At 67.6% G+C, this 11626-nt stretch carries 10 protein-coding genes; all 10 read right to left on the bottom strand.

Annotated elements, in window-relative coordinates; all coding sequences use genetic code 11:
• Positions 1 to 17 precede the first annotated feature (17 nt).
• The 10 genes from ABDW21_RS14245 to ABDW21_RS14200 all read right to left on the bottom strand — a co-directional run bounded on the left by ABDW21_RS14245 (position 18) and on the right by ABDW21_RS14200 (position 11521).
• A complete protein-coding gene (locus tag ABDW21_RS14245) occupies positions 18 to 3086 on the bottom strand; it encodes a replicative DNA helicase (protein ID WP_343710597.1) in 3069 nt (1022 codons plus the stop codon).
• A 443-nt stretch (positions 3087 to 3529) separates the two neighbouring features.
• Positions 3530 to 4012 carry a 50S ribosomal protein L9 gene (gene rplI / locus ABDW21_RS14240; RefSeq protein WP_343601141.1) on the bottom strand — a complete coding sequence of 161 codons (483 nt, stop codon included), beginning with the start codon at positions 4010 to 4012 and terminating at the stop codon, positions 3530 to 3532.
• A gap of 27 nt (positions 4013 to 4039) precedes the next feature.
• The gene (rpsR, locus tag ABDW21_RS14235) at positions 4040 to 4294 is read right to left on the bottom strand and encodes a 30S ribosomal protein S18 (RefSeq protein ID WP_343601140.1); all 255 of its coding nucleotides are present in this window, start codon (positions 4292 to 4294) and stop codon (positions 4040 to 4042) included.
• A 41-nt stretch (positions 4295 to 4335) separates the two neighbouring features.
• Positions 4336 to 4827, bottom strand: coding sequence for a single-stranded DNA-binding protein (locus ABDW21_RS14230; protein ID WP_343601139.1), 492 nt, complete (start codon positions 4825 to 4827; stop codon positions 4336 to 4338).
• 236 nt (positions 4828 to 5063) lie between these two features.
• Positions 5064 to 5354: a 30S ribosomal protein S6 gene (gene rpsF, locus ABDW21_RS14225; protein ID WP_343601138.1), complete on the bottom strand. Its 291-nt coding sequence runs from the start codon at positions 5352 to 5354 to the stop codon at positions 5064 to 5066.
• Between the two features lie 85 nt (positions 5355 to 5439).
• Positions 5440 to 7077, bottom strand: a complete 1638-nt coding sequence (locus ABDW21_RS14220; protein WP_343601137.1) for a glycosyltransferase family 87 protein — start codon at positions 7075 to 7077, stop codon at positions 5440 to 5442.
• Positions 7074 to 9554: a transglycosylase domain-containing protein gene (locus ABDW21_RS14215; RefSeq protein ID WP_343710596.1), complete on the bottom strand. Its 2481-nt coding sequence runs from the start codon at positions 9552 to 9554 to the stop codon at positions 7074 to 7076. Before ABDW21_RS14215 ends, ABDW21_RS14220 begins: the two co-directional genes overlap by 4 nt.
• Positions 9547 to 9972, bottom strand: coding sequence for a DUF5318 family protein (locus ABDW21_RS14210; protein WP_343601135.1), 426 nt, complete (start codon positions 9970 to 9972; stop codon positions 9547 to 9549). Before ABDW21_RS14210 ends, ABDW21_RS14215 begins: the two co-directional genes overlap by 8 nt.
• A gap of 127 nt (positions 9973 to 10099) precedes the next feature.
• Complete coding sequence (locus tag ABDW21_RS14205; RefSeq protein WP_343601134.1) at positions 10100 to 10297, bottom strand: ferredoxin; 198 nt, start codon at positions 10295 to 10297, stop codon at positions 10100 to 10102.
• A gap of 18 nt (positions 10298 to 10315) precedes the next feature.
• Positions 10316 to 11521 carry a cytochrome P450 gene (locus tag ABDW21_RS14200; RefSeq protein ID WP_343601133.1) on the bottom strand — a complete coding sequence of 402 codons (1206 nt, stop codon included), beginning with the start codon at positions 11519 to 11521 and terminating at the stop codon, positions 10316 to 10318.
• Positions 11522 to 11626 lie beyond the last annotated feature (105 nt).

Raw genomic sequence — 11626 nt, 5'->3', positions numbered from 1 at the left:
CCTACAAAGCTGGCTGCCTACCGCGCCATGTTGGCGAACCGCGACAGGTGCAGCTGGTGCGCGACGGTCACCGTCTTGGTGGGGCCGTTGCGGTGCTTGGCGATAATCAGATCGGCCTCGCCGCCGCGTGGGTCGTCGCGTTCGAAGGCGTCGGGCCGGTGCAGCAGGATGACCATATCACTATCTTGTTCCAGAGAATTATGAACTGAGATACCTTGTGCCACAAAGTTATTTGTGCCAGGCACAGTTCCATCGTAGACGTCCTGATCACCGATGCTCGCGATCTCCACGATCCGATCCCAAAATACGTCGCTGGTTGCCAGTGAGTGAAGCTCCCCATCGTCTCGCATGGCGGCGACGCGATGCAACCGTGAGCGGCCTGGCGCGAACCCCCACGTCGCTACAGCAAATTTCGAGTTCATGGCCAGCGAGAGTTGATGATGCGTGAGCTTCTTGGCTTGCAGGGCTTTTTCGATCTTGCTCCAAATTTCTTTGGGGATGGTGTTCGCGCCTGGGCGGCCGATCCGCGCATCAAGTTGGGCGAGAACGCCCATGACGGATTCAGCGCGTGCACCATGCACTCCTATTAGGCGGAGGAACCTTGCCTGGTTCTCTGCCCTGTCGATGCACAAGTGCCAACAATCGCGATATCCGGACTTGGTCACGCGAGTGATCCTGGCGATTACGCCCAGGCGAAGTAGTAGTTGGGCGACGTCGTCTACCAACCGGCGACTGGTGGACGCGTAGTAGATTTTCGCCTGGTCAGCTACGTGTTCCCAGCGAACCGATCCGTCGGTGGCCCAAAGATGACGCAGGAACAACGCCACCTGCTCGTTCGGCAGCTGGAAAATCGGCTCCGGCACAAATTTCTCATAGCTCCGCAGCCCGAACAGTCCCAGCGCGTCCAGCCACTCCGCGATGGGGTTACGCCGACGGTGCGTCAAGTGGTGTGGCGCGGGCAGCCGCAACGTCGTCACCCGTGCTGCAGGGTATTCCTCGCGAATCGCGGTCACCCCGAAGTGCGCCGCGGCAATCGTCACCGCCGCCAGATTCGCCTCGTCGACAGACGCATGACGAACCGGCTGGTTCGTCATGCATGATCCGTCACCGATCATGTGCGCCAGCAGAACAACTTCCGCCTCGTCCATCCGCTGGATGTCAACCGGTTCGGGAACACTCCGCGGCACGGCCAGGCGATCGCCGATCTTAAGCCCTCCCAGAGGTGTCCAGCCGTCGATCGTCAAGAACGGGTGGTTGGCTGTGGCCTCGACTTCGCGCCCCGAGGCCAGCCGCAATCGGAACACCTCCTTGCGGCCACTTGGGAACACGTTGGTCATCGGCCGGGCCACCATGCGCAGCTGCTCGTCCAGCGACCACACGAGCGGCCGCTCACCCGTGCGCAGCATCTCGCCGAACGTCACTTCGGCGCCGGTGTCGGCCCGCAGGATCCGCGTCGAAGCGGTCAGGCAACCCGACTCGCGCAGGTCCGCCAGCATCGGCTTCTTGTCGGTACGCTGCTCCGGACCGCGATTGAGCTGGCTGATCGCGATCACCGGGACGTCGAGCTCCTTTGCTAAAAGCTTGAGGTTGCGCGAGAATTCGGACACCTCGACCTGCCTGGATTCGAACTTCTTGCCCGACGTCATCAGCTGCAGGTAGTCCACCACGACCAGCCGCAGATCCGCCTTCTGCCGCAGTCGGCGCGCCTTGGCGCGGATCTCCATCATGGTCAGGTTCGGCGAGTCGTCGATGTACAGCGGCGCCTCGCTGATCTCGCTCATCCGCCTCGCCAGCCGAGTCCAGTCGTCGTCGCTCATCCGGCCCGACCGCATATCGGCGAGCTTGATTTTCGCCTCGGCGCTCAGCAGCCGCATCACGATCTCGGACTTGCTCATCTCCAGCGAGAAGATGACGCTGGCCATCCGGTGCCGGATCGAGCACGACCGCAGGAAGTCCAAGCCGAGGGTGGAGTTATGCGTCGGCACCATGCCGCGACCGGCCAGATACAGTCGCGCGGGGTTGTCCACCTGCACGCAGCGGACCGGAACACTGGCAACCCGTCGCATCGCGTCCAAGCGCAATGCCGGCGCCATCAGCATGATGTCGCCGTCGGGGTTCCGACCACCGGCAGCGGCGATAGTGTCGCGGCCGCAACGCAATTCGGCTGTCATGCGGATGCCGTCAGCCGTCAACCACTGATGCGCTGCGTCGGCGACAATGACGGTGCCGTCGGAGAATTCGACCTCATAACAGGGTCGGCCCAGCATCACCTCGGTGGCGGCCACCACTCGCGTCGGGCACCCGTCGGCGCCGAGCAACGCGTCACCCACGGCGACGTCCCCCATCGTCGTCCAGCCCGTTGGAGTCGGCAGCGGGGTGTCGAGCGCCAGGGCCTTCCCCACGCCGGGCCGGGCGGCGACGATGATCATCTGCCCGGGATGCAGGCCGTTGGTCACGTCGTCGAGTTCGGCGAACCCCGTCGGCACACCGCGGGCCAGGCCGCCGTTGGACGCGATGGCGTCGATCTCGTCCATCGTCGGCTGCAGCAGGTCCTCCAGCGGGACGAAGTCCTCGGAGAGTCGCCGGTCGGTGACGTCGTAGATCTCGGCCTGCGCGCGGTCCACCACCGCGGCGACGTCGGCCCCCTCCGCGCCGGCGTAGCCGTACTGCACCACCCGGGTGCCGGCCTCCACCAGCCGCCGCAGCAGCGCCTTCTCGGCGACGATCCCGGCGTAATAGCCGGCATTGGCGGCCGTGGGCACCGTCGAGATCAGGGTGTGCAGATACGGGGCGCCGCCGATGCGGCGCAGCAGACCGCGGCGGTCCAGTTCGGCGGCCACCGTCACCGCGTCGGCCGGCTCCCCGCGCCCGTACAGGTCGAGGATGGCGTCGTAGACGTTCTGGTGCGCCGGGCGGTAGAAGTCGCCGGGCCGCAGCCGCTCCAACACGTCGGCGATGGCGTCCTTGCTCAGCAGCATGCCGCCCAGCACCGACTGCTCGGCGGCGGGATCCTGCGGCGGCTGCCGCCCGAAGTCCTCGCTGGGGGCATCCATGCCGGGATGTCCGAGGTCGTCGACCACCGCCACAGTCCCTCACCCCCTCCCGACCACTACTCGAACGTTCATTCGATACCGCCGTCTGGAACGGTAGATCACTGCTCCGACATCACCTCGCGCCGGCTCGACGCTAGAGGTTGCTGGCACAGACTCCAAGGGCTGCTGTTGGTGAAATTGTGCATCTCCTGTGCATAGCTACCCGCAGCTGTGTTGAGGTGGTGTGGACAACCTGTGGAGCAATCTCGGCAGCATCGGCATCGCCGCTGATAAGCGGACCACACGACGCGCCGCGCACTGTGGATGGGGATCTCCTCGGCGTGTCGCGCCAGGTTGCCGCTTCGGGCGTGTTGCGTTTCGGCGAGTTATGCGCCGTGTGAACACGCGGTTACGTTCGCTAACGACCCGGCGCACGGGGGAATTCGCCAGGGCGCCGTGCCGGGTCGGCGGCCGGCCCGCCGAGCCGCGGCCGGGGCTCAGCCCTGGGCGGCACCCTCCGCGGCACCCTCCGCGAAGATGTCCAACGGAACCTCGACATCGACATCGGCGTGCAGATGCACGCTGACCGGGTGGGCGCCGACGGCCTTGATGTGCGCCTTGGGCAACCGGATGCTCCGCTTGTCCAGGTTGGGCCCGCCGGCCTTCTTGATGGCCGCGACGACGTCGCCGGCGGTCACCGAGCCGAACAGCTTGCCTGAATCGGCGGCCGCCTTCACCGGTAGCGGGACCGCGCCCAGCGCCTCGATCGCGGCCTTGATCTCTGTGGCGTGCTCGAGGTCGTGCACCCGCTTGGAGTCGCGGGCGCGGCGGATGTCGTCGGCCTGGCGCTGCGCCCCGCGGGAGGCGACGACAGCCAGACCCTGCGGGAGCAGGAAGTTGCGGCCGTACCCGTCCTTGACCTCGACGGTGTCGCCGACGGAGCCGAGGTGGTCGACGTCGGAAGTCAAAATCAGCTTCATCTTCTGGTGGTGTCCGTTCGCTTGCGGCTAGCGCGCCGAGGAGGTGAAGGGCAGCAGCGCCACCTCGCGGGCGTTCTTGACCGCCACCGCGACGTCGCGTTGGTGCTGCACGCAGTTGCCGGTGACGCGCCGGGCGCGAATCTTGCCCCGCTCACTGATGTAGGTGCGCAGCAGCGCGGTGTCCTTGTAGTCGATCACCTGGTCTTTCTTCGCGCAGAACACGCATTTACGGGTCTTGACCGGCTTTTCCGGAGCCGGGCGCCGCTTGGTGGACTTGGCCATATCTGTCTCTATCTGTCTCTTTCGCTCTCTCGTTACCGACGTCAGAAGGGTGGTTCGTCGTCGCCGCCGGCGAACGAGCCGGAAGCCGGGGCGCTGCCCCATGGATCCTCGCCCGATCCGCCGCTGGGCTGAGCCGGCGCCGGGCGCGGCCCGCCGCCCCCGCCGCCCCGGCTGGCCTTGTTGACCTTGGCGGTGGCATACCGCAGGGACGGACCGATCTCGTCGACCTCCACCTCGACAACGGTGCGCTTCTCGCCCTCGCGAGTCTCGAAGGACCGCTGCTTGAGCCGCCCCGTGACAATCACCCGCGCGCCGCGGGTGAGGCTTTCGGCCACATTCTCGGCGGACTCGCGCCAGATGTTGCACCGCAGAAACAGCGCCTCGCCGTCCTTCCACTCCCCGCTCTGGCGGTCGTACATGCGTGGTGTCGAGGCCACGGTGAAGTTCGACACGGCAGCACCGGACGGGGTGAACCGCAGCTCCGGGTCGGCGGTCAGGTTTCCGACAACGGTGATGATGGTGTCACCAGCCACAATTTCCTCCTGGTTCCTCCTGGGTCCGCTGGCCCTGGCGGGTGGATCGTCGATGGGTTCGTCATTGGGTTGAGCCTACGCACCGGGTCCGACGCACGCGGCCGGTTGCTCACAGGCCGGTTGCGACGGGGCCCGATTGCGACGGGGCCCGATTGCGACTGGGCCCGATTGCGACTGGGCCCGGCCTGACCGCCCGGTTCGATGTCGAGCGCTGCGGGACCCGCATCGTCGCGAGGCTAGTGCTTGTCAGTGCGCATCACCTTGGTGCGCAGCACCGACTCGTTCAGGCTGAGCTGGCGGTCGAGTTCGGACACCGTCGCCGGGTTGGCCTTGACGTCGATGACGGCGTAGATGCCCTCGGTGTGCTTGGCGATCTCGTACGCCAAGCGGCGCCGACCCCAGATGTCGACCTTCTCCACCGTCCCGCCGTCCTTGCGGACGACGTTGAGAAAAGTCTCCAACGACGGGGAGACGGTGCGCTCGTCGAGGGTGGGGTCGAGGATGACCATGACTTCGTAGGGACGCATGTGTACCTCATCACCTCCTATGGTCGTCTGCGGCCACGGTGTGCTCCGTGGCAGGAGGGTCACCTGCGTCGGCAACCGGCCTAGGCTACCGGACCGCGGCCGCAGTCGCGAAATCGGGTCCGGTCGGTCGCACCCGGGGCGGTCGCGGACGCAGCCGGCGCGGCAGCCAGGCCGGCGGCGCATCGCCCGCGCCGTCGAACACGCCGCCCGCAGGGTCGTCCGCCCGTCCGCAGCCGCGCACCAGATCTTCGCCGGGCCGATAGATCTGGCGGACCACCAGCGCACACAACACCAGCACCGCGACGTCGCGCACCAGCACCGTCGCGGTGAACCACTGCTCGGGCAGCCCCCGGTTGGGCACGCTGTAGAGGTAGTACATCCGCGGCACCCACACCAGCGCGTCAATCGTCATCCACGCCAGCAGGATTCGACGGTGCGGCAACGCCAGCACGGCCAGCGGGACAAGCCACAGCGAGAACTGCGGACTCCACACCTTGCCGGTCAGCAGGAACGCCGCCACCGCCAGAAACGCCAGCTGCGCCAGCCGCGGCCGTCGCGGTGCTGTAAATGCCATGTAACCAATTGCCGCACAACATAATCCAAACAACGTCAGCACCACGATGTTCAGCACCGCCGGCGGCTGCCACAAACCCAGAGCGGGATCGAAACCCCGCCAGCCGGTGAACGACTTGACCACGTTGTACAGCGAATCCAGGTCGTCGCCACGCCGGGCGTTGAGCCGGAAGAACTCCGACCAACCGCGCGGAAAAAGCCACATCACCGGCAGATTCACCAGCAGCCAGGTCGCCGCCGCGGCAGCCGCGGTGCGTGCGACCGCGCCGAGGCGCCCGGTCCGAATGCCCAGCACCAGCAACGGCCCCAGTAACAGCACCGGGTAGAACTTCGCGGCGACACCCAGTCCGATCAGCACACCGGCCGGCACCAACCGCCGCCGCGCCCAGGCCAGCAGCCCGGCGGTCGCGAAAGCGGTTGCCAGCGCGTCGAAATTGGTGAACGCCGCAAAGATCACCAACGGGCACGCAGCCACCAGCGCCGCGTCCCACACCCGCCGACCCGCCAGGCCCGCGGTGGCCCAGATCGTCGTCAGCCATGCCAGCGCCAGTCCCAGCGCCGCGACGTCGAAAAACACCACCACCTCGGCGATCACCGGCAGTGTGACCAGCTTGCCCAGCGCCGTGTAGGTCTTGGCCAGCGCCATCGCCACGTACTGATAGACGCCCGTCAGCACCGGATACTCCATGTAGCGCACTGCCGGCCGGCCGTCGTAGCGGACCTGGGCGCTCCCGGTCGAATCCGTCTCGACCCAACTGGACTTGTAGGGAAACTTGCCCTGGCTCAACAACTCTGCACCGTAGAGCGGCACCGTGTCGGAGTAGCACAGCTGGTAGTAAGCGCGCTGGTTGTCCCAGTTGGCCACCCGGTGGTCGGCGGGGCCGGTGCCGGTGGTCTGCAGACACGGCGCCTTCGTCGACCATCCCAGCGCCAAGAACACCAGCCCGATCACCAGCATCACCCGCAGCGGTGTCCAGAAGCGCGTGCGGCCGATCATGGCGTGCCGCCCGACCGGACCCCCGACGACGGTCGACAACGCCGCACCCAGTGAATCGGTGCGGCTGGGGCAATCGCGGTCGTCGGCGCTGCGCAGGTCGGTGGTCGGCGGCCGGGGCGAGACGAGGCGCCGGTGGGTGTCCGAGTGGGTCACGGTAGCGGTGCGGGAGCCTCGGGCGGCGGCGCGGCGGGTGCGGGCGGAGCCGGGGCCGCGGGCGCGGGCGGCGGCGGCCCGGCGGGAATGGTGGTCGGCGGACCCACCGGAATGGTGATGCCCGGCGCCAGTTCGATGGTGGGCTGAATGACGATCTCCGACGGTGGCGGGCCCTCCGCCGGCGGCGGGGGCGGCGGGGCCGCCGGGACGCCGGCGTAGCCGCCGATTTCGGTCGGCGTGCGGAACGACTCGACGGGGGTGCCTTTCAGCGCGCCGTCCATGGTCGCTTTCCAGATGTCCGACGGCAGGCCCGAGCCGTACACCGGACCACCCCATTTGTTCACCAGCGGCTGGTCGCCCTTGACGGTGCCCACCCAGACCGCGGTCGACAACGACGGCGTGTAGCCAACCATCCAGGCGTCCTTGTCGGCGTCGGTGTCACCCAGTTGGGTGGTGCCGGTCTTGGCCGCCGACGGCCGGCCCCCGGCAAGGTTGTGGCCGCGGGAATACCCCGCGATCGGCTCCAGGGCCGCGGTCACGTTGTCGGCGACGGCCGCGGGTATGCGCTGTTCGCCGGCGTTGTCCCGGGTGGCCGCGTCGAAGAGCACCCGGCCGTCGGAGTTGACCACCTTCTCCACGAAGTGCGGCGCGTGATAGACGCCGGAGTCGGCCAGCGTGGCGTAGGCCGACGCCATGTCGATCACCCGAGTCTGGTACTGGCCCAACACGATTCCGTTGTTGGGCGAACCGCCTTCGCCGTCTTCGGACAGGGTGTGCGCCACGCCGGGGAAGCTGGTGGCGATGCCCGCCTGGTGTGCGGCGTCGGCGACGTCCTGCGGACCGTTGCGCAGCTTGAGCATCAGCCGGTAGTAGGACGTGTTCAGTGACCGTTTGAGCGCTTCGGCGATGTTGCAGGTTCCGCAGGCCTCGCCCTCGACGTTGGTGATCTTGATACCGTCGACCCTCAGCGGGGAGCTGTCCACCTGGTAGCCCAGGCCGATGCCCTGCTCCAGCGCCGCCACCAGTGCGAAGACCTTGAACGACGACCCGGTCTGCAAGCCGGCCTGCGCGAAGTCGAAGCCGTTGGCGTCCGGGCCGCCGTAGTAGGCCCGCACCGCGCCGTCGCGCGGGTCGATGGACGCGACGGCGGCCCGCATCGCGGGATCCTGCCCGTCGAGGTACTTCGACACCGCGTTCTCGGCGGCCTTCTGGGCCTGCGGGTCGATGGTGGTGGTGATCTGCAGGCCCTGGGTGTTCAGGGTCTGCTCGTCGATGTTGAACAGCTCCAGCAGCTCCCGGGTGACCTGGCGTTCGATCAGCCCGTCGGGTCCGCTGGTCTGGTTCGCCGCCCGGGCCTCATCCGGTGGTACCGTCGGCGGAAACACCTGAGCGGAGCGGTCTTTCGGCGACAGGGCGCCGATGTCGACCATGCCGTCGAGCACCCAGTTCCAGCGTGTCCGGGCGCCGTCGGGATCGACGGCGGGATCCAGCGTCGACGGCCGCTGGATGAGGGCGGCCAGCAGCGCACCCTCGGCGACGTCGAGCTGTTCGACGGGCTTGTCGAAGTAGGCCTTGGCGGCCGCGGAGATGCCGTAGGCGCCGCGACCGAAGTAGATGATGTTCAGGTAGGCCTGCAGCACATCGTCCTTGGACCACTCGCCCGACATCTTGGTCGCGATGACGAGCTCTTTGGCCTTGCGGATCAGCCCGCCCAGGCCGGCGCGCTTCGAGCCCACCAACGCGTTCTTGACGTACTGCTGGGTGATCGTCGAGCCGCCCTGGGTGTCTCCGCCGAAGATGTTGTTCTTCACCGCCCGTGCGAAGCCCGAGAAGGAGAACCCCGGGTTGGAGTAGAAGTTGCGGTCTTCGGCGGCGATCACCGCCTCCCGCACCTGCACCGGCACCTGGCTGATGTTGACGTCGACCCGATTACCCTCCGGCGGAACAATTTTGGCGATTTCAGAGCCGTCGCTGGCCAGGATCGTCGACACCTGGTTGGTACGGATGTCACCCGGCCCGGGGACGTCGACGATGAGGTAGGCCATCGCGAACGTGACGAACGGCAGCAGCAGCACGACCGCCGCCGTCGTGTAGAGCCCCCGCCGCAACCACCTCCTGTTGACACGGCGCCGCGGCCCGGTCCGATTCCCGGCCGGCTGCACCGGCGTGAGCGGAACCGGCGGCTGCACTTTGCTCTCCAGCGCCGCTGTGGCCTCATCGATCTGCTCGCGGGACCCCGGGCCGGCCGGCGGCGCGGTGCCGTCCAGCGCTGCCCTGACAGCCTCCACCGGATCGTGCACGTCGGCGACCGGCGGGATGATGGCCGTCAGCCGGTCGTCGGGCGGCACCGACCGGCGCCGCGGTCCGCCGAGACTGCGCCGCGAAGCGTCCCCGCCCGGCGGGTTCGCGGCGCCGTCTACCTCTGACCCGCCGGGAGCGCGGGTGGTCGACCGGTCGTGGCGCCCGTCGTTATTCACTGGCGGTGCGGGCGCCGTTGCGCGCAGTCCGCTTCCCGGGCGAGCCCCCGGGCGGGCGGGCGGCGCCGAGCACATACGACTTGACCAGGTGGTTCCAACTGCAGGTCCGGCATACCTCCACCACGTGGACGGAGAACTCCTGGTGCCGGGACGCCAGCAGCACCAGCTCGTCGGCGGTGCGCGCCGAACCCGACACCGCGCCCAGGTGGTCACCGAACACCCACGACACCAGCGTGAGCTGCTCCTTGCGGCAGATCGGGCAGGTCACCAGGCTGCGTTTGCCGTGAAACTTGGCGGCGCGCAGCAGGTACGGGTTGGCGTCGCAGACGTCGGACACGCCGGTCCGCCCCGAGTAGACCTCGGCCAGCAGCGCCCGGCGCCGAAGCGCGTAGTCCACCACCTGTCGCTGCACGCCCACCAGAGTACGACGACGGCCGCGCCGACGAGGTGCGGCGGGCGAGTCGACGCGGGGTGCGGCGTGTCCGACTCGGCCCGCGACGGCGGTCGCCGGATCTGCCCGCACCCCGGGCAGAACGTCGCAAGGCTCATTGACCGGGCGGAAGTTCCAATGTCTGAGTCGGACAACGGCTGACAGCCTCCCGTAGTGCGCCCTCGTCGCCTTCGCCGACATTCTCGTCGTGAACGATGACGACGCCCTCGTCGCCTACCTCGAAGACGGCGGACAGGATCGACTCGCAGATTCCGGTTCCAACGCACCGATCGTGGTGGGCAATGACATGCACAACGACTCCTTCGCGGTCTCAGGCATCGGCGATGAACGGAACGGTGATCGGCCGCCGTACATAATTGCCCTCGGCGTACTCGACGGCATCGCAGTCGACGGCGAAGTTCGGGCAGCGGGCGAGCATTTCCTCCAAGACCACGCGTGACTGCATCCGCGCGGCGGCGTTGCCGATGCAGTGGTGCATACCCTGGCTGAACGTCAGGATTCCTTGCGGCTGGCGCAGCACGTTCAGCTCCTCGGCATCCGGTCCGTACTGGCGCCAATCCCGATTGGCCGAGGCGTACAGCAACAGCACCTTGCGCCGTGCCGGGATGGTCGCGCCCTCGATCTCCACGTCACGGGTCGCCGTGCGGGCCATCCCCTGTGACGGCGTCGTCAGGCGCAACAACTCCTCTACCGCGTCGCCGATCAGGCCCGGGCTCTCGATCAACTTCGCCCGTTGGTCGAGGTGTTGGGTGAGCAGCGTGGCGCTGCCGCCGAGCATCCCGATGATCGTGCCGTTGCCGCCGACAACCATCGTGAAGGCGAAGCCCAGGATCCGCTGGATGCCGGCGCCGTCGCCCCCGAGGCCCGCGGCGACAAGGTGCGACACCGTGTCCTCGCCAGGATCTTTCTGCCGGCGTTCGATCAGCTCGGTGAAGTAGCCGAACAGCTCGGCCGTGGCGTCGACGGCTCTGGCCGCGTCACCCTCCTCGATGGCGCTGGTCCAGGCGCCGAAGAGGTTTCGGTCCTCGTCCGGCACCCCCAGGTAGTGGGCCACTACCAGGCTGGCCAACGGTTTGAGCAGTTCGGTGACGATATCGCCGCTGCCTTCGGCGCGCAGCCGCTCAACGCGCTCCACCACGAATTGGCGCACCACCGGTTCGATCGAGATCATCTGCCTCGGGGTGAACCCCTTGTGCACCAAGCGACGGAATTCGGTGTGCTTCGGGGGGTCGAGCATCACCAGCGGAGCATTGTCGGCAAGCCCGATCATCTCCATTTCGCCGTATTCGACGGTCAAGCCTTCGGCAGACGAAAACGTTTCGTAGTCACGCACCGCAGCGCAAACATCGGCGTACCGAGACAACACCCAGTAGTCCTTCTCCGGCGCGTGCGCAGGGACGACATGGTGAACTGGGTCGCGCTCGCGCAACGCGGCATACATCGGCCAAGGATCCCGCCAAGACTCACCTGATCGGGGCGTATATGTCACGCTCTCGTCGCGCATCGTCGCAGTCATGGGTCTCCTGGCCAGTGCGGGTAGTTGTCGTCGTCGGCCGTCGTCAGAACGGCATCAGGTCCGCGGGATGCAGCATGGTGCCCACCTCGGCCAGCAGCGCACCCA

Source organism: Mycobacterium sp. (assembly GCF_039583805.1).
GTDB lineage: Bacteria > Actinomycetota > Actinomycetes > Mycobacteriales > Mycobacteriaceae > Mycobacterium.
Note: the sequence above shows the minus strand (reverse complement) of the source record. Positions and strands in the feature narration are given on the sequence as shown.